General features: G+C 39.7%; 24 protein-coding genes and 1 other annotated feature. Of the genes, 23 read left to right on the forward strand and 1 reads right to left on the reverse strand.

The annotated features are described in order from the left end of the window. Positions 1-40 precede the first annotated feature (40 nt). Positions 41-799 (forward strand): SDR family oxidoreductase, encoded by a 759-nt coding sequence (locus C8C76_RS00435; RefSeq protein ID WP_108137576.1) that lies wholly within the window; start codon positions 41-43, stop codon positions 797-799. Positions 800-894: 95 nt separating this feature from the next. On the opposite strand, the gene rpsD is transcribed toward C8C76_RS00435, so the two are convergent. Beyond that, a complete protein-coding gene (gene rpsD, locus C8C76_RS00440; RefSeq protein WP_108137578.1) occupies positions 895-1,491 on the reverse strand; it encodes a 30S ribosomal protein S4 in 597 nt (198 codons plus the stop codon). 282 nt (positions 1,492-1,773) lie between these two features. Here rpsD and C8C76_RS00445 point away from each other — a divergent pair, with 282 nt between their 5' ends. From C8C76_RS00445 to C8C76_RS00545, 22 genes are all read left to right on the forward strand, one after another. Beyond that, positions 1,774-2,409, forward strand: a complete 636-nt coding sequence (locus tag C8C76_RS00445; RefSeq protein ID WP_108137579.1) for a class I SAM-dependent methyltransferase — start codon at positions 1,774-1,776, stop codon at positions 2,407-2,409. A 14-nt stretch (positions 2,410-2,423) separates the two neighbouring features. Beyond that, the gene (locus C8C76_RS00450; RefSeq protein ID WP_258222388.1) at positions 2,424-2,897 is read left to right on the forward strand and encodes a hypothetical protein; all 474 of its coding nucleotides are present in this window, start codon (positions 2,424-2,426) and stop codon (positions 2,895-2,897) included. A 225-nt stretch (positions 2,898-3,122) separates the two neighbouring features. Continuing rightward, on the forward strand, positions 3,123-3,641 hold the full coding sequence (locus C8C76_RS00455; RefSeq protein ID WP_108137825.1) for a transcription repressor NadR: 519 nt from the start codon (positions 3,123-3,125) through the stop codon (positions 3,639-3,641). Between the two features lie 67 nt (positions 3,642-3,708). Further along, positions 3,709-3,909, forward strand: coding sequence for a hypothetical protein (locus C8C76_RS00460; RefSeq protein WP_108137581.1), 201 nt, complete (start codon positions 3,709-3,711; stop codon positions 3,907-3,909). Next, positions 3,909-5,396 carry a sodium:solute symporter family protein gene (locus tag C8C76_RS00465; RefSeq protein WP_108137583.1) on the forward strand — a complete coding sequence of 496 codons (1,488 nt, stop codon included), beginning with the start codon at positions 3,909-3,911 and terminating at the stop codon, positions 5,394-5,396. Before C8C76_RS00460 ends, C8C76_RS00465 begins: the two co-directional genes overlap by 1 nt. A 140-nt stretch (positions 5,397-5,536) precedes the next feature. Continuing rightward, positions 5,537-5,785: a binding site (T-box leader), on the forward strand. Positions 5,786-5,948: 163 nt separating this feature from the next. After that, the gene (pheA, locus tag C8C76_RS00470) at positions 5,949-6,815 is read left to right on the forward strand and encodes a prephenate dehydratase (RefSeq protein ID WP_108137585.1); all 867 of its coding nucleotides are present in this window, start codon (positions 5,949-5,951) and stop codon (positions 6,813-6,815) included. Positions 6,816-7,020: 205 nt separating this feature from the next. Continuing rightward, entirely contained in the window at positions 7,021-7,266 is a 246-nt protein-coding gene (locus C8C76_RS15015; RefSeq protein ID WP_146161844.1) for a hypothetical protein, read from the forward strand. A 35-nt stretch (positions 7,267-7,301) separates the two neighbouring features. Beyond that, the gene (gene aroF / locus C8C76_RS00475) at positions 7,302-8,351 is read left to right on the forward strand and encodes a 3-deoxy-7-phosphoheptulonate synthase (RefSeq protein ID WP_108137587.1); all 1,050 of its coding nucleotides are present in this window, start codon (positions 7,302-7,304) and stop codon (positions 8,349-8,351) included. Further along, positions 8,344-9,360 (forward strand): prephenate dehydrogenase, encoded by a 1,017-nt coding sequence (locus C8C76_RS00480; RefSeq protein ID WP_108137827.1) that lies wholly within the window; start codon positions 8,344-8,346, stop codon positions 9,358-9,360. Before aroF (C8C76_RS00475) ends, C8C76_RS00480 begins: the two co-directional genes overlap by 8 nt. A gap of 96 nt (positions 9,361-9,456) precedes the next feature. Further along, complete coding sequence (aroA, locus tag C8C76_RS00485; protein WP_108137596.1) at positions 9,457-10,749, forward strand: 3-phosphoshikimate 1-carboxyvinyltransferase; 1,293 nt, start codon at positions 9,457-9,459, stop codon at positions 10,747-10,749. Continuing rightward, a complete protein-coding gene (hisC, locus tag C8C76_RS00490) occupies positions 10,746-11,858 on the forward strand; it encodes a histidinol-phosphate transaminase (RefSeq protein WP_108137598.1) in 1,113 nt (370 codons plus the stop codon). The genes aroA and hisC overlap by 4 nt, the downstream gene beginning before the upstream one ends. A 1-nt stretch (position 11,859) precedes the next feature. Continuing rightward, entirely contained in the window at positions 11,860-12,912 is a 1,053-nt protein-coding gene (aroF, locus tag C8C76_RS00495) for a 3-deoxy-7-phosphoheptulonate synthase (protein ID WP_108137600.1), read from the forward strand. 80 nt (positions 12,913-12,992) lie between these two features. Beyond that, entirely contained in the window at positions 12,993-14,192 is a 1,200-nt protein-coding gene (gene aroC, locus C8C76_RS00500) for a chorismate synthase (protein WP_108137602.1), read from the forward strand. A gap of 140 nt (positions 14,193-14,332) precedes the next feature. Then, the gene (locus tag C8C76_RS00505; protein ID WP_108137603.1) at positions 14,333-15,091 is read left to right on the forward strand and encodes a SurA N-terminal domain-containing protein; all 759 of its coding nucleotides are present in this window, start codon (positions 14,333-14,335) and stop codon (positions 15,089-15,091) included. Between the two features lie 225 nt (positions 15,092-15,316). Next, a complete protein-coding gene (locus C8C76_RS00510) occupies positions 15,317-16,066 on the forward strand; it encodes a SurA N-terminal domain-containing protein (protein WP_108137605.1) in 750 nt (249 codons plus the stop codon). A gap of 188 nt (positions 16,067-16,254) precedes the next feature. Then, complete coding sequence (locus C8C76_RS00515) at positions 16,255-16,944, forward strand: response regulator transcription factor (protein ID WP_108137607.1); 690 nt, start codon at positions 16,255-16,257, stop codon at positions 16,942-16,944. Next, positions 16,919-18,700: a HAMP domain-containing sensor histidine kinase gene (locus C8C76_RS00520; protein ID WP_108137609.1), complete on the forward strand. Its 1,782-nt coding sequence runs from the start codon at positions 16,919-16,921 to the stop codon at positions 18,698-18,700. The genes C8C76_RS00515 and C8C76_RS00520 overlap by 26 nt, the downstream gene beginning before the upstream one ends. Before the next feature lie 90 nt (positions 18,701-18,790). Then, positions 18,791-20,191, forward strand: a complete 1,401-nt coding sequence (locus C8C76_RS00525) for an aminopeptidase (protein WP_108137611.1) — start codon at positions 18,791-18,793, stop codon at positions 20,189-20,191. Between the two features lie 205 nt (positions 20,192-20,396). Continuing rightward, positions 20,397-21,056 (forward strand): protein disulfide oxidoreductase, encoded by a 660-nt coding sequence (pdo, locus tag C8C76_RS00530; protein WP_108137613.1) that lies wholly within the window; start codon positions 20,397-20,399, stop codon positions 21,054-21,056. Positions 21,057-21,150: 94 nt separating this feature from the next. Further along, the gene (gene trxA, locus C8C76_RS00535) at positions 21,151-21,471 is read left to right on the forward strand and encodes a thioredoxin (protein WP_108137615.1); all 321 of its coding nucleotides are present in this window, start codon (positions 21,151-21,153) and stop codon (positions 21,469-21,471) included. Positions 21,472-21,612: 141 nt separating this feature from the next. Continuing rightward, positions 21,613-22,020: a hypothetical protein gene (locus C8C76_RS00540; RefSeq protein ID WP_108137617.1), complete on the forward strand. Its 408-nt coding sequence runs from the start codon at positions 21,613-21,615 to the stop codon at positions 22,018-22,020. A gap of 74 nt (positions 22,021-22,094) precedes the next feature. Continuing rightward, positions 22,095-22,526 (forward strand): DUF1934 domain-containing protein, encoded by a 432-nt coding sequence (locus C8C76_RS00545; RefSeq protein ID WP_108137619.1) that lies wholly within the window; start codon positions 22,095-22,097, stop codon positions 22,524-22,526. The last annotated feature ends 22 nt before the right edge of the window (positions 22,527-22,548 follow it).

Raw genomic sequence — 22,548 nt, forward strand, 5'->3', positions numbered from 1 at the left:
GATAAAAAGAACAAAATATTTTATATAAAGGATGATCAAAATGGATTTGTTTGATTTAACAGGGAAGAAGGCCTTAGTTACCGGCGGCAGCAGAGGGCTGGGACGAGCGATGGCTGAAGCGCTCTTAGAGGCTGGAGCAGAGGTTATTATAACAGGAGTTTCTGACAGAGTTTTAAAAACAGCAGCTGAGCTGCAGGAAAATGGTTATCCTGTTTCAGGACTCAGTTTTGATTTGACAAAGCGAGAGGAAATTAAAAATTCATTTCAGCAAGTTATGGCTGAGTTTGAAGGCCAGCTTGATATTCTGGTCAATAACGCTGGTATTCAGCGGAGAAATAAAGCGGAAGAGTTTTCAGAAAAAGACTGGGATGATGTAATTGAAGTTAATTTGAATTCAGTTTTTATTTTATCTCAGCTGGCAGCAAAAGAAATGCTTAAAAATGATGGTGGAAAAATAATTAATATTGCTTCTTTACTTAGTTTTTTTGGCGGCTATACCGTTCCTGCTTATGCGGCCAGCAAAGGTGGAGTTGCTCAGTTAACGAAGGCTCTTGCTAATGAGTGGGCTGCAAAAGGAATTAATGTTAATGCAGTTGCCCCTGGTTATATGGACACAGATATGAATACAGCTTTAGTAAATAATCCCGAAAGAAATGAACTTATTATGTCCAGAATTCCCGCCGGCAGGTGGGGAAAGCCGGAAGATATGAAGGGGATAGTGATTTTTCTTGCTTCGAGAGCTTCTAATTACCTAAACGGAACAGTAATTCCGGTTGATGGCGGCTATCTCGGTAGGTAAATTTTTTTAAATTTTATAAAGTTTAATAAAAAAGGTGCCTTAAGACTCTCAAATTTAGGAGAGGCTTCGGCACCTTTGCTTGATTTATTGTCAATTTATTTTCTGGAATAAAATTCTATTACCAGCTGATCATTAATTTCAATTGGGATTTCCTCTATTTCAATTTCTGAAACCAGTTTTGCCTCAAAATTGTCAAAATCTCTTTCCAGATAGCTGATCGGACTTAAGTGTCTGTCCAGAAAATTTTCTCTAAACAAATTATTTTTTCTATATTTTTCTCTCAAAGTAATCTGATCACCAATCTGAAGTTGATAGGAAGGTATATCAATTTTCCTGCCGTTGACTAAAATATGACCGTGAACAACCATCTGTCTGGCCTGCCTAATTGAGCGGGCAAAGCCTGATCGATAAACAAGATTATCCAGTCTTTTTTCCAATTTTTTAATCAGATTATCACCTGTCACACCATCTTCACTGGCAGCATCTTCTACATAGCGGCTGAATTTCTTCTCCATCAGTCCGTAATATGCGCGCAGACGCTGTTTTTCCAGCAGCTGTTGTCCGTAATTAGATAACTTTCTATTTGCTCTATTAAATGTTCCATCTGCTCTTTTCATTGCCTTGGGATGTCCATAAATATTAACACCCAGTCTTCTTGATTCTTTAAATCTTGGACCACGTTTTCTGGCCAATTTAAATTTCCTCCTTATTAATAACTATTAGCCGCGGTTATTAATCCATAGTAATCTTATCAAGTTTGAAGGAGTAATTATAGTTCCTGTTTAACAATTTAACAATTTTCTGGATAATAAATATTTTTAGAGCAAATTGATTTACAAAAGCAGAGCTGATGTAATATAATAGAATATAGGATATTAAATATAAATTTAACTCGTTTAGTTTTGCCAGTTAGATGCAAGAAGTTGTTTATGAGCGGGTAAAAATCAAGTTAAAGAGAAAGAGGAGTGTAAGTTTTGGAGTGTAAGATTTGTGGAAGCAGTGATTTAGAAGTCTTAAATATTCAGAATAAGTATTACCACTGTCAGCAGTGTGAGGTAATTTTTATAGATCCAGCAGAAATTGTTGAGCAGAGTGAGGAAAAAGAGCGCTATGAGGGGCATGATAATAACCATCAAAATGAAGGTTATGTCAGGATGTTCAAAGATTTTATAGCTGAGGTTATAAAACCCCATATTAATTTAGATGAGCTAAATAATGGTCTGGAATTTGGCTGTGGTCCGGGGCCGGTACTGGCTGACCTTCTGCAGTCGCAGGGACTTAAAGTTGACCGCTATGACCCTTATTTTTTCCCAGAAAAAGTATTTTCAAATAAAAATTATGATTTAATTACTTCAACTGAGGTTTTCGAACATTTTTCAGATCCAGTTAAAGAAATGGAGCTTTTGACTTCTCACCTTAAGGAAGGTTCTTATCTGGCGGTGATGACTTCGTTTCATCCTGGTCCGGAAGACTTCGAAGACTGGTGGTATAAATGGGATCCTACCCATATAGTTTTTTATAATCAAAAAACATTTAATAAAATTGCTTCAGATTTTGATTTAGATATTGTTTATTCTGATCAAGAAAAATATATTCTTTTTAAAGCTTAGAGGGGGAGAGACTCTTGAAAAAAATTGTAGTGCTGGTGAGTGTTTTGGCAGCTATGTTTATGTTTTTGGCAGCAGTTCAGGCTGAGGAAATTGATGTCTGGGAACAGGCAAGAGAAGAAGGGGTTCAGTTCCGGGCAGTAGGAAATGAGCCTGGCTGGCTGGTTGAAGTGAAAGATGATCAGAGAATAAAATTTGTTAATGATTATGGTAATTTAGAGATTAAGGCACCTGTTGATGATCTCTGGCTGGGTCCTGCTGGTGAGGACAAGATTTATTATATAGAAAATGATGTGGTTCAGTTTCAGGTAATAATTATGAAAAAATCATATCAGGATCCAATGAGCGGAGAAGTGTTTCCCTATCAGGTGAGAGTAGTTTTCCCTAATAAAAGTTATGTCGGTGGGGGAAGGTTATTAATTGAGGCTGAAGATAATACTCGCGGAGTCGAAGAGGAAAATAGTCAGCCCGAAGGAAATACTGAAAATTAACGCTAAATTTAATAAATTTGATAGAGTAAGCCCCCTTGATTGGACAGAGCTGCAGCAAAATATCTGTCCTAATTGAGGGGGTTTATTTTTTAGTCATTTAAATGACAGCTACCAGGATAATCTCTTGAATTTATCTTTATTTTTATTCTAAAAAAATAATGTCTTTACAGCTGTCAATTCAGATGATATAATAGTCAGCAAGACAATTAAAATGAGGTGATAAAAATTAAAACTCAGGAGCGAAGACATAAACTTTTGCAGCGGTTAAAAGCTTCAAATGAGGCATTGATAGGTTCTCAACTTGCCGAAGAATTTGGGGTCAGCCGCCAGGTTATTGTTCAGGATATCGCCCTGCTTAGAGCTCAGGGAGAAAAAATTGTTGCCACCTCTCAGGGATACTTTTATGAAGATAATCTGGGGATGACAACTGTTAAAGCTTCTATTGCCTGCCGCCACGGTGATCAGGAAGAACTCAGAGATGAGCTTTCAACTGTAGTTAATTATGGGGGAAGAGTTATTGATGTTAAGGTTGAGCACCCAATCTACGGTGAGCTGAGCGGAAATTTGATGATTAGTACCCTTGCTGATGTAGATAATTTCATTAAAAATTATCAGGATAATGAGGCAGCACTGCTTTCAAAATTGACTGATGGGATCCATCTGCATACAATTGAAGCGGTTAATGAGCAGGTTTTAGAAAAAATCAAGGCAGAATTAAGAGAAAAGGGTTATTTGCTGGAATAATAATTTTTTGTTTTTGCTGTAAAGACAGCTGTAAACTTATACTGTAATTATTGGGAGGTTTAAATTCATGGAAAATGATAAGCTAAAAAAACTGCGTTACATTTATTTAATATTAATTTCTCTGCTGGTGATTTCAGCCTTTGCTGTGCCCTATACTCTGCTAACTTCAATTAATTTATTTTACGGGGCCTTTTTGTTCTGGAGTCTTTTTGCTGCAGCAGTTATCTTTTTGACTATTAAAATTACAACTTACTGGAGGAATAATTAATGCCTACTACATACTTATATATCGCGGTAATTTTATACATAATAGCTGGTTCTGCTGTTGCGTTAATGGCCAGAAGAGAGATGAATGAAGGAATTGTGGAATATTTTTTAAGTGGCAGAAATACTGGTGGTTTTGTGGCTGCTCTATCTTACAGCGCAACGACTTACAGTGCTTTTATGATGATTGGTCTGGCCGGTTTTACTTATTCAGGTGGGGTGGGTGCCCTGGGATTTGAACTGGTCTATCTTTCCGGACTCTCCCTTGTTGCCTTTTTTGGTCCCCGCTTCTGGCTGATTGGTAAAAAGAATAATTATGTATCTCCTTATGAGATGCTTGGTGACCGTTATCAGAATCAGTGGATTGCCTTTGCTGCTTCTCTTTCTGCCTGTGTTTTTTTAATTCCCTATCTGGCTGTTCAGCTGATGGGAGTTGGCTATCTGTTGAGTGGACTTTCTGGGGGAGAGATTCCTTTCTTTTTTGGAGTAGTTATTGCAGTTGTGCTGGCCATCGCCTGGGCTCTAATTGCCGGGATGAAGTCTGTAACCTGGACTGATTCTCTGCAGTCTTTAATCATGATTGTGGTCAGTATAATCATTTTATTTTATGTAATTTATCAGCATCTGGGAGGATTTGCAGAGTTTTTTGGCTCTCTGGCTGCTCTAGAAGGAGATGTGCTGAGTGTGCCGGGGCCGGGATTCTTTAGTTTCAAGACATTTCTTGGCTTAAGTCTGCCCTGGTTTTTCTTTTCAATCTCTAATCCTCAGGTCAGCCAGCGGCTTTTTATTCCCCGTGATCTGAAGGCGATGAAGACGATGATCAAGGGATTTTTAATCTTTGGTTTTATTTATACAATGGTTTCTGTTATCTGGGGCTTTTCGGCGCGACTTTTAATTCCCGGGCTGAGCAATGCTGACCTGGCAACTCCGGAACTGCTGGCATCAGAGTATGTGCCGACTGTCCTGGCGCTGGTAGCGATGATAGGAATTACAGCTGCAGCAATTTCGACCATTGATTCAATTATGCTGACCCTATCGTCACTTGTAGTTAGAGATATTTTCAAAAATATGGAGGACAATTTAGATCGGGATCAGAATTTAAGACAGCTGAGAACTGCCAAGATTGCTATTTTGCTTATTGCTCTTTTGGGCTTTTTCTTTGCAATTCAGGAGCTTGATTTAATTGCCACTCTCTCAGTCGCGGCTTCAGTTGGACTGCTGGTAGTAGTTCCTTCAATGTTTGGTGCCTTTTTCTGGAAAAAAGCTACAGCTGCGGGCTCACTAAGCAGTATAATTTTTGGCTCTTTGACCGCCCTTTATCTTCAGTTCAGCGGCTGGAGGCCTCTGGGACACTGGGCAGGAGTCTGGACTTTAATTGTGACAGCAGCAGTTTTTGTTGGAGTCAGCTTCTTTACTCAGGCACCAGCTGATAAAGCAGAAGAGTTTATCGGTTATTTAAATCGGGAATGTAAAGAGAGGAATATTATTTAAGTTAGTAGATCTGGTTCAGTAAAGCTCATTAATCCGAAAAATATAAAATTACTGACCAAATTAAATGAGAGAATAAGCTTGACAAAGTGATTTTTATAAGGTAAAATTAAAAAAACTTGAATTAGAATAAAATATTAAATTTAAAAACTGTGATCAGGGAAAGTAATTAAAAATATTTATCTCAGCGAAGCGGGGTTAGTGAGAGCCCGTTGGTAGATATTTTAATGAAGTTCCCCTGTGAGTTGTCAGCTGAACAAAAAAGTAAGCCTGTACCGGCCGTCTACCGTTATCCCGACAGATTATAGGAGTTATTACTAATTCCCGTAATTAATGAGTGGGCTTTTTAGCCAAAAAGACTGGTACCACGAGTATACAACCCTCGTTCTTTAATTAGAACGGGGGTTTTTTGCATTTTGACAGGGTTTTACAAAAACTGACAAGCACCGTGAACCTGTCGGTTTATGTCATAATAAATCGAAATAATTATTTTAATCAAGTTGTCTGACATAATTCGGGTGGTACACGGCGCTGTGCATTTAAAGGAGTGAGTAGATGAGTAATTTAGAATATGGATATTTAGGACCACCAGGAACATTTAGTGAGCAGGCGATCTCTAACTACTGTGCCCGTTATGGTGGCAGTACAACTGCCTGTGGCTCAATTAGAGACATTGTAGAGGCGGTAACAGCAGATCGGGTTGACCTCGGACTGCTGCCGCTTGAGAATTCACTGGAGGGATCGGTAAATTTAAGTCTTGACCTTTTATATCAGCATCCAGAACTTAAGCTTTACCGGGAGATAGTCCTTCCAATCGAGCAGTACCTGCTGGCCCGGCCGGGGGTTAAAAAAGAAGAGATTAAGGAAATTTACAGCCACCCTCAGGCAATTGCGCAGTCAGGTGATTACCTGGCCAATGAATTTAAAGATGCAAAAATCATTTACACAGATAGTACTGCGGCAGCAGCAAAAAAAGCGCTTGCAGACAGAAACCGAGCTGCTGTGGGCTCAATCAGACTGGCTGAGATTTATGAACTGGAAATTATGGCAGAAAATCTGCAGGGAGATTTGCCGAATGCGACCCGCTTTGTCCTGGCAGCAAAAAAGGATAAGGATTTGGGTCCGAATAACCATCTGGGAGAAGCGGCAGCAAGTGACTTTAAAACTTCTATTATCTGCGCACCAAAAGTCAATGAAGCTGGAGTTCTGCACCGGATACTGGGGAAATTTGCTGAAGAAAATATTGATCTGACAAGAATTGAATCCCGCCCGAGCAGACAGCGGCTGGGAGAATATATTTTCTATATTGACTTAAAAGGCTGCAGCAGTGATCAGCATCTGAGTTCAGCCCTGGAGGAGGTAAAAAAGATATCATCATATTTTAGACTTTTGGGTTCCTATCCGAAGACAGTAATCGAGTAAAAATTAACTGTGATTGGCTAGAAATCTGGTGAAAAGTTATTCAAAAGCGAGCTGAAAGTTAGAATTAAAATTGAATATTTGGGCGAAAAAGCGGAAATTTTATTTGACAGAACTAAAATTGCCTGCTATAATACTCATTAAATAAATAATGTCACCCAAAAACTTTGAAAGAGGACCCAGTAAGCCACAGGCTGAAATACACCTCTTGAGTTGCCAGCTGAAAGTTAAACGAGTAAGCTTAAATGGCCGTCAGCCGTCGTTACCCGGTGCGGAAGTGTTGGCTTCCAGTAGAGATAATCTGTTATTTAATGAGATTAAAACAGGTGGTACCGCGATTTCAATCGCCCTGACTAAGGGGCGATTTTTTGTATTTTTAGAGAAAAAATATTTATTTCGACAAAAAATGACAGGTTCACGGTGCGTGCACATGAACAATCACAAACGAACATAAACAAAAAAGCATTTTAGTAGAGAGGAGAATTAATTATGATAGCAGTATTAAAAAGAGATGCAAGTCAGGAAGATAAGGATCAGGTAATAGAGGTAATTCGAGGTGAAAATTTTGAGGTTCACCCAATTCAGGGAGTAGAAAAAACTGTAGTAGGTGTTCTGGGTGATCCGGCAAGAAAGTCAAATTTGAAGGAAAAGTTAGAGACCATGGGGGCCGTAGAAAAAGTTGTGCTGATTTCCGATCCCTATAAATTAACCAGCTGGAATTTTAAGCAGGAAAAAACGGTCATTGACCTCGGTGATGGAGTTAAGGTCGGTGGTGATGAGATGACGGTGATGGCCGGTCCCTGTTCGGTGGAAAGCAGAGAACAGATTATTGAGACAGCCAAAATAGTGAAGGCCGGAGGAGCTCAGATACTGCGTGGTGGAGCCTTTAAGCCGCGGACATCCCCATATTCTTTCCAGGGGCTGGGAGAAGAGGGCCTGAAGCTGATGGCAGAGGCCAGAGAAGAAACTGGACTGAAGATAGTAACTGAACTGATGGATATTGAACATATTGATGTGGTCTGCAAATACACTGATATTATCCAGATCGGGGCCCGCAATATGCAGAACTATTCTCTTTTAAAGGAGATCGGAAAACTTGATAAGCCAGTAATGCTCAAGCGGGGGATGGCAGCGACAATCAAGGAATGGCTGCTGGCGGCTGAATATGTAATGAATAACGGTAACCATAATGTAATTTTATGTGAAAGAGGGGTTAGAACCTTTGGTGAAGAAACTCGCAATACAATGGATTTAAGTTCAATTCCTTTAGTTCAGCAGTTAAGTCACCTGCCGGTTATTGCAGACCCAAGTCATGGAACCGGCCGCTGGGAGTTAGTAATTCCGGTTGCCAGAGCAGCAGTCGCTGTGGGTGCAGATGGAATTATGGTTGAGGTTCACCCTGATCCCCAGAATGCTCTTTCTGATGGTCCCCAGTCATTGAAGCCTAAAAACTTTAATTTAATGATGGATGAACTTAAAGCAATTAATAATTCTCTGCACACATTTGAATCCAGAGAAAGAAAAATTGCTTATGCCTAAATTCGAAAAAATTGCTGTTGTCGGGATTGGCCTGATTGGGGCCTCCCTGGCAGCAGCTTTAAAAAAATCCGAATCGAAGCTGGAGCTTACAGGAGTTGACAGCTGTGCAGAGACTATCAGCAAAGCAGAAAAGATGGGGATTATTGATCAGGGATTTACAGAAATAGCAGCTAACTTAGAAGATCAGGATCTGATTTTTATTGCTGTTCCGGTAGCAGCCATCCCGGCTGTAATGAGAGAGATTAAAGCTGGAGGCAGCAGTCAGCAGCTGCTGGTTGATGCAGGCAGCACTAAAAAGGAAGTAATGCTGGAGGCGGAAGAAATTTTAAAGGACAGCCCGAAAATTTTTATCGGCGGTCATCCGATGGCAGGCTCACATAAATCAGGGATTGACTGGCATGATCCGGAGCTCTTTAAAGGTGCCCCTTTTATTTTAACACCCTGGCTGGATCAGAGCCAGCAGGAAGAGGAAGAAAAGATCTTGAAAGATAGCTCACTATTTGATCTTTTAGAAACTTTTTCAAAATCAAGAATTGATTCGGCCGAAGATCTAGATCAGGATGAGGCTGAGCTGAAAAACTTAGTTCAAAAAAAAGAACTGCTGCAGCAGCTAAAAGAACTGATAGGAAAAATTGGAGCCAGAGTCCATATTATTTCGGCAGCAGAGCACGACCACTGCACAGCCTACTTAAGCCACCTGCCGCATCTATTATCATCAGCACTGGTAAATTTAAGCCAGCAGCAGGATTTTAAAGGTGAATTTTTTGAACTTTCAGGAAGCGGCTACCGGGATATGACCAGAATTGCAGGCAGCTCAGCTGAACTCTGGCAGGATATTATACTCTCTAACCGGGAAAACCTGGCAGAATTGATTGGAAATTACATAGAGGAACTGCAGGAACTGCAGCATGATCTGGAAGCCAATGAGCAGGATAAAATTTATAATTTTTTAGCAAAAGCAGCAGAGATTAAAACTGGGGCAGAAAATAAAAGTGATACTGAAAAATAGCTTATAATTGAAACTATATTAATGGAGAAAATTAATGCAGAAACTAAAATCAAGCTAAGCTAGAAGCAAAAAAGAAGAGAGAAATGAGGAGGAAATATATTGTTTAAAGTTAATCCAGCAGATAAAATCAGTGGTGAAATTAGGGTGCCGGGAGATAAGTCGATTTCCCACCGCTCCCTGATTTTAGCATCAATAGCAGCAGGAGAAAGTAAGATAGAGGGGCTTTTAGAGGCGGAAGACTGCCTGAGCACAATGGGGATTATGCGCGATTTAGGAATTGAGATTACCAAAGGAGGGGCGGGTAAATACACCGTTCAGGGCAAAGGTCTTGACGGACTTGAAGAGGCAGATGATGTTTTAGACTGTGGTAATTCAGGGACATCAATGCGGCTTCTGGCCGGACTTTTAGCCTCTCAGGATTTTTATTCAGTGCTGACAGGAGACCACTCGCTGCGCAAAAGACCGATGCAGCGGATTATTGGACCACTTTCCAAAATGGGAGCTAAAATATGGTCCCGCCGGGACGGACTAGCCCCACTGAGTATTAAGGGCCAACAACTGGAGGCGATGGAATACAAACTTCCTGTTGCCAGTGCCCAGCTTAAGTCTTCAATTTTACTGGCAGCTTTAAAAACTGAAGCCGAAACGGTAATCATTGAACCGGCAGTTTCCAGGGATCACACCGAGCGGATGCTCAAAGGTGCCGGGATCGATCTGGAGATTTTAGAGGATAGGATTATTCTAAAGCAGGCAGCAGAGAGAAAACTTAATCCATTTGAGATAAATGTTCCGGGAGATATTTCTTCGGCCGCCTTTTTTATTGCAGCTGGACTTTTGGCAGCCGAGGGTGAGCTCTTAATTAAAAATGTCGGCATCAACCAGACCCGCAGTGGCTTTTTAGAAGTAGTTGAGGCCATGAATGGTAAAATTGAACTTTTAAATAAGAGAGATCAGGGAGGAGAACCAACTGCAGATATTCTGGTTAAACCCTCAGACTTAAAAGGGACAGAAGTCAGTGGTGAAGTAATTCCCCGCCTAATTGATGAGATCCCCATAATCTCTGTGCTGGCAGTTTTTGCTGAAGGTAAAACAGTGATCAAAGATGCAGAAGAATTGAGAGTTAAGGAAACAGACCGGATCAAAGCAGTGGTCACAGAATTTGAAAGACTGGGAATAGAAATTACAGAAAATGAGGACGGGATGGAAATCAGCGGCCCCCAGCCAGTAGAGGGTGGAATTGAAGTTGAAAGCTATCATGACCACCGGATTGCAATGTCGCTGGCGGTACTGGCTTTAAATTCTAAAAGAGGAATTACAATTAACGGCAGTGAAATTATAGCTACATCTTTTCCTAATTTTAAAGAATTACTAAAAGAGGTGATTGGATGAAAAAGATAATTGATGATATTTCAGCCGGTGTTAAAGAGATGAACCGCTATCAGGCCGGCAAAAGCATAGAAGAGGTACAGGAAGAATACGGACTGGAAAAAATAGTTAAACTTGCTTCTAATGAAAATCCACTGGGACCAGCAATTCAGGTGATTGATACAATACAGTCAGAGGCTAAAAATGTCTGTCTCTATCCAGATTCAGACAGCAGGGAGCTTAAGACAGCTCTGGCGGAAAAGTATCAGCTGGCAGAGGAAAAAATATTTCTGGGCAATGGCTCCGATGAAATTTTAGACCTATTAATGACTTTGATTTTAAAGCCAGGGGACGAGGTTATTCAGGCAGATCCAGCTTTTATCAAATATGAGCTGGCAGTAAAGTCCAGGGGCGGCAGCAGTGTCAAGGTTCCACTTGATCAAAATCACAGACATGATCTGCAGGCGATGGAAGCTGAAATCAGCGATCAGACAAAGGCAGTTTTTATCTGTAACCCTAATAATCCAACCGGAACCATGCTCGAGCGGGAAGAGATAGAAGACTTTTTGGAAAAGGTGTCAGAGGAAGTACTGGTAATAGTCGACCAGGCTTATCAGGAGTATATCACAGCCGAAGATCCCTTTGATGGAGTTGAGCTGCTGGAAAAATATCCAAACCTAATGCTGATGCGGACATTTTCTAAGGCCTACGGTCTGGCCGGAATGCGGATAGGTTATGCCCTGGCTGATCCAGAACTAATTGATTATTTAAATAGAATTAGAGGCCCCTTTAATGTCAACCGCCTGGCGCAGAAGGCTGCAGTGACAGCTTTAGAGTCAGAATCACATCTGGAAATCTGTCAGAATTTAAATAACAAAGAAAAAGAATTTCTCTATCAGAAGTTTGAAGAACTGGGACTTGATTATATAGAAACTGAGGCCAATTTTATGATGGTTGACACCGGGATGCCGGCCGCTGAAGTCTTTAAAGAGCTGCAGCAGCGGGGAGTAATTATTAGACCGGGCCATCAATTTGGGATGGAAAGCTGGATCAGAGTAACCATCGGGACCAGAGCTGACAATGAATATTTTATCAGGAACTTAAAAAAAGTATTAGCAGAGGGGAATGAGTAATATGATAGCGGTATTAAAAAGAGGGGCAACTAAAGATGATGAACAGAAGGTAATTGAGTTAATTGAAGAAGCTGGTTTCTCAGCCCATCCGGATACCGGGGCGGAAACTACGATTGTCGGAGTTGTTGGAGTTGCACCTGAAAAAAAGGTTAACCTAAAAGAGAAACTGCAGGTTATGAGCTGTGTGGAAAAGGTAGTAGTGATTTCTGACCCCTATAAGCTGACCAGCTGGAACTTTAAACAGGATAAAACAGTAATTGACCTCGGCGATGGCGTTAAGGTCGGTGGAGATGAGCTGACAGTGATGGCCGGCCCCTGCTCGGTAGAAAATGAAGAGCAGATGCTGGAGACTGCCAGGGTGGTCAAGGAAGCGGGAGCTAAAATACTTCGCGGTGGTGCCTTTAAGCCGAGAACTTCTCCCTATTCTTTTCAGGGGCTGGGTGAAGAAGGTCTTAAGTTATTAGCCAAGGCCAGAGAAGAAACCGGGCTCAAGGTAATTACAGAATTGATGGATATTGAGCATATAGATGTTGTCTGCAAATATACTGATATTATCCAGATTGGAGCCCGCAACATGCAAAACTATGCTCTTTTAAAGGCAATTGGGAAGCTCGATAAACCGGTAATGCTTAAAAGAGGGATGTCCGCTACCATCAAAGAGTGGCTGCTGTCAGCAGAGTACGTGATGAACGAGGGCAACCATCAGGTTATTTTATGTGAAAGAGGAGTTAGAACTTTCGGTGAAGAAACCAGAAATACAATGGACTTAAGTTCAATTCCTTTAGTTCAGCAGTTAAGTCACCTGCCTGTGATTGCTGATCCGAGCCACGGAACCGGACGCTGGGAGTTAGTAATCCCGGTTGCCAGAGCGGCAGCCGCAGTTGGCGCAGATGGAATTATGGTTGAAGTCCACCCGCATCCGGAAAATGCACTTTCTGATGGACCACAGTCTCTAAAGCCTGATAACTTTAGGCTGCTGATGGAAGAATTGAATGCAATTACAACTTCTCTCAAATCATTTAAAGCAAGAGAAAAGAAAATTGACTATAAATAATGTAGGTTAAATTTCATCAAACACATTAGATTAAAGCAGCAAATATAAATTGAGAAGTAGAGTATAAAGGAGGAAAAATTTTGTTTGAATATATAACAGCTGGAGAATCACACGGGCCGCGGCTGACAGCAATAATTAAGAGTCTGCCCGCTGGCCTTAAAGTAGAAGTTGAGCAGATAAATGAACAGTTATTTAGAAGGCAGCAGGGTTATGGACGCGGTGGTCGAATGAAAATAGAGAGTGACCGGGCAATAATCAATTCCGGGTTGAGGCATCAGGAAACTCTTGGGACCCCCTTAAGTATGACAATTGAAAATAAGGACTGGCAGAACTGGGTTGAGGCAATGGCTCCTGATAAAGAGCGGGGAGATGATGTGGAAGCCCTGACAAATCCCAGACCCGGCCATGCTGACCTTCCCGGAGCTTTAAAATACAACCACCGGGATCTGCGCAATGTCCTGGAGCGGGCAAGTGCTCGCGAAACTGCAGCCAGAACTGCAGTCGGAGCAGTGGCCAGGCAGTTTTTAAATGAATTTAATGTCAATATTTACAGTCATGTTGTCCAGATTGGTAACTTAAAAAGCGAGACCTGGACAGATCTAAAAGCAAGAGATCCGGAGCGTTTCAAAAATGAGGCTGAAATCAAAAAATATTTTGCCGAGCTTGACAAAACAGCCCTCCGCTGCGGAGACGAGGCTAAAACAGAAGCGATGAAAAATTTAATTGATTCCTGGCGGGCCAATGGAGATTCTGTGGGAGGAGTTTTCGAAATCGTGGTTACCGGTCTGCCGGTCGGACTGGGCAGCCATGTTCACTGGGATTTAAAACTGGAAAGTAAACTGGCAGCTCAGCTGATGGGCATCCAGGCGATCAAAGGGGTAGAAATCGGCTCCGGATTTAAGGGTGCAGGTTTACCGGGTTCCAAGGCTCATGATGAAATATACTATGATCTTGACCGCGGTTTTTACCGGAGTTCCAACCAGGCAGGTGGAATAGAAGGTGGAATGAGCAATGGCGAAGAACTGATTATCCGTCTGGCCATGAAACCTATTCCTACTCTGGCCAAGGCGCTGCATTCTGCTGATATAATCTCTAAAAAGGAAACTACAGCTGCCAAAGAGCGTTCTGATGTCTGTGCTGTTCCAGCAGCCAGTATAGTTGGGGAAGCGGTTACTGCTTCAGTGCTGGCAAAAAGTACAGCTGAGAAATTCGGCGGCGACAGCATCAGAGAAATCAAACGCAATTATGACGGTTATTTAGAGCAGTTAAGAAAGTTTTAATCTGATTAATATCTTATTTTAAACTTTCTCTCACATTTTTAACACATTCCTTTTCTATACTATTAATTGAGAAATGAGAAAAAAACAGAAATCATTACAGTAAATTTCAAAAAATTAATTTTCAAAGGAGTGTTTTAGAAATGAAAAAAGTTCTCGTTTCACTTTTATTAATCACAGTGCTGATGGTTCCGACGACAGTTATGGCTCAGGAGATGGAATTAAATGGTGAGCAGCCGGCCGATCCCTCTCTGGAAGAGAATATTAACAGTAATTCTGCAGTAGCCGAAGTTAACGGAGAAGAAATTACACAGGCAGAACTAAATCAGCAGGCAAATGTTAACCAGCTCCTGCAGCAGCTAAGTCAGATAGACCAGCAGCTGGTTCAAATTTTAGCTCAGTCTGAAGCCGGGTCTGAAGTTATCAAGGAATACCAAAAGCAGAAGCTTGATTCTATTATAGATAATGTACTGCTCAAACAGCAGGCTAAAGAAAAAGGTATTAGCCTCAGTCAGCAGGAAAAGGAAGAAATTTACAAAGAGCAGAAAGCAGCAATTTTGGAACAAAATCAGATGGATGAAGAAGAGTTCTTATCTGTCTTAGAAAAACAGGGCTTTGAAAATGAAGAGGCTTATAAAAAAGAATTTCTAAGTAATCCTCAAATTAAAATCAATAAGTTAATTGAAGAGGAAGTAGCAGCTGAGATTGAAATTAGCGAAGAAGAACTTAAAAAGGCTTATGAGAAAAACAAAGATGCCTTTGCTCAAAGTGGTAAAGATACTGATTTTGAAGATTTAAAGCCACAGCTGGAGAAGATGCTCAGACAGCAGAAGCGAAATAAAAAGATAAGTCAGTATCTAAGTAATTTACGTGAAGAAGCAGAGATTGAAAAGATGATTTAATCCTCCTGAATAGATAAATTTGTTATGGGCCCCTTAGAGGGCCCATATTTAACTTAACTTGATTTAAAATTATTTTAAAAAGCAGATTTTAGATTAATTTAATCTTTCTCTCACATTTTTCTCACATTTCTAACCTATACTTATAATCAGATAAATAAAAAAATGCTTAACTAAATTATTTTAATAGTTAAGTCAATAGTAATTTAAGGGGAGTGCTTATATTTAATGAAAAAGATTTTAGTTTCACTTTTATTGATAACTGTTCTGATGGTTCCGACAGCTGCTCTGGCTCAGGATACGGAGTCTAACAGCGAAAAACCTGCCGCCCAGTCTTTAAATCAGGGTAATCAGGTTGTAGCTACTGTAAATGGAGAAGAAATTTCTTCCCAGCAGCTGGCACAGCAGGCAAATGTTAATCAGATCTTACAGCAGGTAAGTCAGGTAGATCAGCAGCTGGCACAGCTTTTGGCAAGTTCTGAAGCTGGAAAGACTGTACTGGAAGAACTGCAGAAGGCTAAATTAGACAGCCTGATTGACAATGTATTATTAGAACAGGCAGCAGCAGAGTCAGATATTACTTTAACTCAGGAAGAAAAGAACGAGATTTATGAACAGCAGAAATCAGCAATTTTACAGCAGAACCAGATGGACGAAGAACAGTTCCTTTCAATTTTAGAACAGCGTGGTTATGAAAATGAAGAGGCTTATAAAGAAGAATTTTCTAATAACCCTCAGATTAAAATCAATAAGTTAATTGAAGAGGAAGTGCTGGCTGATATTGAAGTTAGCGAAGAAGAATTAAAATCAGCTTATGAGGAAAATAAAGAGGCCTTTGAGCAGAGCGGTCAGGATGCTTCTTTTGAGAAGCTGAAGCCGCAGCTGGAGCAGATGCTCAAACAGCAGCAGCAGAGTCAGGCAATCAATCAGTATTTAGATAAATTAAGAGAAGATGCTGAAATTGAGAAAAATATTTAATTTAACCTTCCTTATATAGAAATTATATACAGCAGAGTCCTGCCCTAAAAAGCAGGACTTTTTTCTTTATGGTATAATTAATTTAATTGAAAAGGAATATAAGCAGAGCCTGTTGTGAGGCTGTTTCAGATTTTATTTTTTTAACATTGATTAGATTTTTTACAATTATCTTTTAAGGAAGTGACAGAATGAGCGGCAAAAATGTTTTGATAATTGACGACGATCCTCATATTAGAGAAATACTGGAAGATTACCTTAAATTTGAGGGCTTCAGTGTTTCGGCAGCTGAAGATACGGAAAAGGGATATCAGCTTTTAAAAACCCAGTCTGTAGATGTCTTGATTCTGGATATAATGCTGCCAGATGAAAACGGCTGGGAATTCTGTCAGCGGATCAGGCCGGAGTTTGAGCTGCCGATTATTTTTCTCAGTGCCAAGGACGAATCTACAGATAAGATTACCGGTCTTGAGCTGGGAGCAGATGATTATATCAGCAAACCCTTTAGTCCACGGGAGGTTGTTGCCAGAATTAAAGCTGTCTTAAGAAGATATCAGCAGGGAGAGGAAGAATCAAAACTGCTTCAGTTTGGTGATCTGATAATTAATAAGGAAGAACATTATATTAAATATCAGGAAGAACTTATTGAAGTTACTCCCAAAGAGTTTTCTCTACTCTGGCATCTGGCTCAAAATCCAAAAAAAGTTTTTAGGCGGGAAAATTTACTGAAGGCTGTCTGGGGTTATGATTATTTTGGTGATGTGCGAACAGTAGATACTCATATTAAATCACTGCGGAAAAAGCTGGGTGATGCTGCAGCTGCAGTTGAGACAGTCTGGGGGGTTGGATATAAATTTGAAGCTGAAAAACTTAAAGACTAACAGTTTATTTGGTAAATTATTTTTTCGATTTATAGTGCTCTCGCTGATCATTATAGTGATTTTTGGTTTAATAGTTATCTATTATTTAGAAGATTTTCTTTATAACCGCCGCGAAAATGAGGTCCTTTATAATTTAAATCAGTTAAAAAACGATATAGACCAATATCTGGCAGCCGGAGAAGATGAGGAAATCAATAAAATTTTGAGCTTAACCGCCCGGCAAAATCGGGGGCAGATCTGGTTAACTGACCGAGAAGGAGATATTATTTACAGTTATCCCGGCCGGATAGATGAGCGGGTAGATTTTGAAGGTTTTGAGCAGATTTTCGACAATAAAATGCTTTCCAGCCGGGTTGATTCAGAGCAGTTTGATCGGCCGATGCTCTTAAATGCAGCTTCAATAGAAGTTGAAGGAGAAAAATATGGACTGCTGTTTTTCACTTCGGTCCAGGGAATTAATTCAACGGTTGGCCAGATTCAAAAAATTATGCTTTATTTGATTCTTTTTTCAGCCCTGCCGGCACTACTGCTTGCCTATTTCTGGGCTAAAAGCATTTCTGAACCTCTAAAAAATATTAGTAAGACCGCTGAAGAAATAAGCCGCGGTAACTTTATAGAAATCAGTAATGCTCAGAATACAAAAGAATTAAAAAATCTGGCAGAAAGCATCAATGAAATGTCAAAAACTCTGGCTCAAAACATGAATAATTTAAAGGAAGAAAAAAATAAGTTGAACTACATTCTTTCGGGAATGGAAGAAGGGGTGCTGGCTTTAAATTCAGCTCAGGAAATCATTCTGCTTAACCAGTCCTTTGCAGATCTTTTTATTTCCGAGGAGCAAGTTGAATTGAATAAGCAGCAGAGCCTTTCTGAGCTGATCGATAATCAGGAAGTAATTGATTTTATAAATGAGAGCATTCAAAAAAGGGAAAATAGAAGTCTGGAAGTTAAGGTAGAGGAAGCTGATAAATATCTACTGCTGCACAGTACAGCTATTTTTAGAGAGAGTAAGTTCTGGGGAATTGTTGTAATTTTTCAGGATATTTCAGAGAGGTGGCGGTTTGAGAAGCTGCAGAATGATTTTGTGGCTAATGTTTCTCACGAATTAAAAACCCCACTTTCTTCAATCAGAGGTGCGGCTGAGATTGTCTATGATGGTGCTGTCAGTCAAAAAAAGGCCAGGGAAAAATACTTAAATATGATTATTGAAGAGAGCAACAGGCTGGAAACAATGGTCAACAATATTTTGAGTATTTCGGAACTTAAATCTGATATTCTGCGGTGTACAGAAGTCAATTTTTCAGAATTTGTCTATAATATGCTGCAGGATTATAAGAGTGTGAATGAAATAGAGCAGGATTTTAACTATCAGCTGCAAGAAAAGATAACGCTCAGGCTGGATGCCGATAAAATCAAAAGGGTAATTATCAATCTGCTCGATAATGCGGTCAAATATTCGCCTGCTGCTGGAGAAATAAAAATTATTCTAACTAAAACTGATTCAGCAGTAAAATTTGCAGTCCGGGATCAGGGACCGGGTGTGCCGCCAGAAGAACAAAAAAATATCTGGGAAAGGTTTTATAAGGTCAATAAAAAAGGTTTTCAGAGCAAAAAACGGGGCAGTGGACTGGGGCTGGCTATTGTCAAAGATATTATAAAGCTTCACGGCGGCAGAGTTTATCAAAAAAATTTGGAGACAGGTTCGGAATTCGCCTTTGTACTTCCTGAAGCTAATAATCTGCCGGCTGCAGAGTGATAATCAGACTATTGTAAAAGATTTACTTACAATTTTGCTCTGCAGCTGGTATAATTAATAAGAATAAAATTTATTAAGGGGGCATTATAGATGAGTGAAGAAAAAAAGAACGAAAATGCGTATCAGGCCAAAAATGCCTGGGCGGAAATGGGCAAAGAAGAGAGAGAAGAAGTTTTTGCCTTTAATGAAGGTTATGCTAAATTTTTAAGTGAAAATAAAACCGAAAGAGAATTTGCTTCTGCAGCAATTGCTGAACTGGAAGCAGCCGGTTTTAAAAATATTAATCAGTTTGAAAGTCTCAAAAAGGGAGATAAGGTTTATGTAGAAAATCGCTCCCGGGCTCTGATGGCGGCTGTGATTGGAGAAAAAGATTTAAAAGAAGGTCTCAAAATAGTCGGCAGCCATATTGATTCACCAAGACTTGACCTAAAACCAAACCCACTTTATGAAGATGGTGAGATGGCAATGTTTAAGACTCACTATTATGGTGGAGTTAAAAAATATCAGTGGGTAACTATGCCGCTGGCTCTGCACGGAGTGGTTGTTAAAGATGATGGAACTCAGATAAATATCAGCATCGGCGAAAAAGAAGATGATCCGGTCTTTTTTATTAGTGATGTCCTGCCTCATCTCGGTAAAGAGCAGATGAAAAAGTCAATGAGTGAGGGTATTAGTGGAGAGCAGCTTAATGTAGTTGTCGGCAGTATTCCTGTGGCTGATGAAGATGCAAAAGAAAAAATTAAGGAAGCTGTTTTAAATCACCTAAAATCCGAATATGATTTTAAAGAAGAAGACTTTATCAGCGCTGATCTGCAGGTAGTTCCTGCTTTTAAGACCAGGGATGCCGGTTTTGACCGCGGCTTACTTGCCGGTTATGGTCATGATGATCGGGTCTGCAGTTATACAGCTTTAGAGGCGATTTTGGATATCAAAGACCCTCAGTACACTTCAGTAGTTTTACTGATGGACCGTGAGGAAGTTGGCAGTATGGGTTCAACAGGTATGCAGTCCCACTTCTTTGAGGATCAGGTGGCCAATCTGGTTGACCTCTATTACAATGAATACAGCGAACTGCTGGTGCGTAAGGTAATGCAGAATTCTAAGGTTTTATCAGCAGATGTTAATGCTGCTTATGATCCTGATTTTGCTGAAGTTTATGCCAAACATAATTCTGCTTATCTCGGTAAAGGAATTGTTGTCTCTAAATATACTGGAGCCCGCGGTAAGGCTGGAGCTTCAGAAGCCAGTGCAGAATTTATGGGAGAAATCAGAGGTCTCTTTAATAATGCAGGTGTGGTCTGGCAGACTGCTGAACTTGGTAAGATTGATGAAGGCGGCGGCGGAACTATCGCTCAGTTCCTGGCCAATTACAATATGGATGTAGTTGACTGTGGTCCGGCTGTGCTTTCTATGCACTCACCTTATGAGGTTGTAAGTAAGGCAGATGTTTATCATTCCTATTTAGCTTATAATGTATTTTTAGAAAAATAGATTAAGCTCAAATAGATTATTTAAACACAGGAGGGGCTGAAAGAAGCTTCTTCTGTGTTTTGAAATTTAATTTAGGAAAATGTTAATTGCTTAACTTTAATTAAATTTATATCGTATATAATAAATGTTGTAAGTCAAAATGAAATTGTAAATCGAAGGCCATAATTAAAGTTAAAAATTAATAATACCCAGGGAGTGATATATAATGGCAAAGATCGATCAGGAAGAAAAAAATAAAATTAAAGAATTGTTCTCAAAAAATTTAAAAGACGATGTTAATTTACTTTTCTTTTCTCAAGAAGAGGGCTGTCAGTACTGTGCAGATACAGAAGAGATTTTATCAGAGGTTACAGCCTTAGATGAAAAAGTAGATTTTGAAAAACATTTATTAGGCAGCGAAAAAGCTGAAGAATTTGGTGTAGATAGAGCACCAGCAATTATCTTCTTAAATAATGAAGGTCAGGATAGTGGAGTTCATTTTTATGGAATTCCTTCAGGCTATGAATTTACTTCATTAATTGAAGATATTTTAGATATGTCTGACCATGAAAGAATAGACCTTTCTGAAGATATCAAAAAAGAAGTAAAAGCTATTGATTCTGATGTACTGCTGCAGGTATTTATTACACCTACCTGTCCATACTGTCCTCGTGCGGTTAGAGTTGCCCATCAGATGGCAATGCTCAACCCTAAGGTCAGAGGAGAAATGGTAGAGGCAATGGAATTTGAAGAACTGTCTTCCAGCTTCAATGTATCCGGAGTACCAAAAACAGTTATTAACTCTGGTGCAGACGAACAGGTTGGAGCAGTACCTGCCAAAACAATTCTGAAAAAGATTCAGGATTTAGCAGTAGCAGCAAGCTAAAATAAAGACTTAGTATTTTTATTCACTTGTACCCGGTCCAAAACGACCGTTTTGGACCGGGTTCAAATAAACACAACACAGGAGGAAATTCAATATGAGTAAACCGGTAAAAGTAACAGATGGAAACTTCAGCAGTGAAGTTTTAAGCGCAGACAAAAAAGTTTTAGTTGATTTTTGGGCAGAATGGTGTGGTCCCTGTAGAATGGTGGCACCTGTAGTAGAAGATATCGCAAACGAATATGGTGACCAGATTAAGGTTGCTAAATTAAATGTTGATGAAAATCAGTCTACTGCTTCCCGCTATGGAATCATGAGTATTCCAACTATGTTAGTAATGGAAGACGGCAAGGTAAAAGATAAGCTTGTTGGTTATATGCCAAAGGATAAACTGGTAAACAAATTGGGTCTAAAATAATAAAATTTTGCTTGATTTGAAAGCCTCTCTTTTTATTTTATTATAAGAAGAGAGGTTTTTTATATTTTCTTGCCGATTACCCTGTAAAAGTTTAATCTTTTATGATAAAATTAAGATTGATTAAAAAAAGGAGGGTTATCAGTGCAGCGTTTACTAATTATACATACACCTGATGCTGATCTTAAAGATATAGCAGAGGGTATAAAAGAAGGGGCAGAATCACAGGGGTTTAGAGTTGATATCAAAAACACAAATGATGTGGGGAATGGAGTCTCCTTTTATCCCTATGACCTTATTTTAGCGGGCAGTCCGACTAAGGGGATTTTTAGAGGGAAAATAGACGAATCTTTAAGTTCATTTCTTTCTGAAGCCAAAAGAACTGTCGGTAAAGATGCTGTTGCCTATGTTAAACCTCGCTTTTTTGCAACGAATAAGGCTTTAAAAAAGGTAATGGCAGCTCTCGAATCTCAGGGCTGTATTGTCAAGAATTTCAAAGCAATTAAGAACCACCAGTCAGCAGTAGAATTTGGTAAAAATATTAAAATATAGAATCTAAAAACCGCAGTTAAAATTTGGGCTGTGGTTTTTTCAAATTATAAAATTTTGGAGTGAATTAATAAAGTATGAGTAAAAATTGTTCTATCAAGTTAGAAAATTTACAGAAACTTACTGATGATCCTGAAAAACAAAAGATCAACAACCAGTATCAGGGAGAGTTTTATATAAAAAATGAAAAGTTATACCTGAGTTATCTTGATGATGCTGAAGGTATTGATGGCTCCCAGACAATCGTTAAAATTGATCCGGAGCGGGAGCGGGTGCTGCTTCTGCGTCAGGAACCTGCAGCTATGAAACAGGATTTTAGGGTCGGCAAAAAGCAGGAAGGTTATTTTAAGACGGCCTATGGTGAAATTAAAATGGCTGTTAAAACTAAGAGATTGGAAATGGAAATCAGTGATAATTCCGGCCTGATTAGAATTAACTATCAGGTCTTTTTGGGTGGAGAGTTAAACGCTGAACACCATTTGAAAATAAATTATAAAATTACAAAGTAAAATTTATAGGAGGTTTTTTGTT

It is taken from the genome of Halanaerobium saccharolyticum (genome assembly GCF_003053565.1).
Taxonomy (GTDB): domain Bacteria; phylum Bacillota; class Halanaerobiia; order Halanaerobiales; family Halanaerobiaceae; genus Halanaerobium; species Halanaerobium saccharolyticum_B.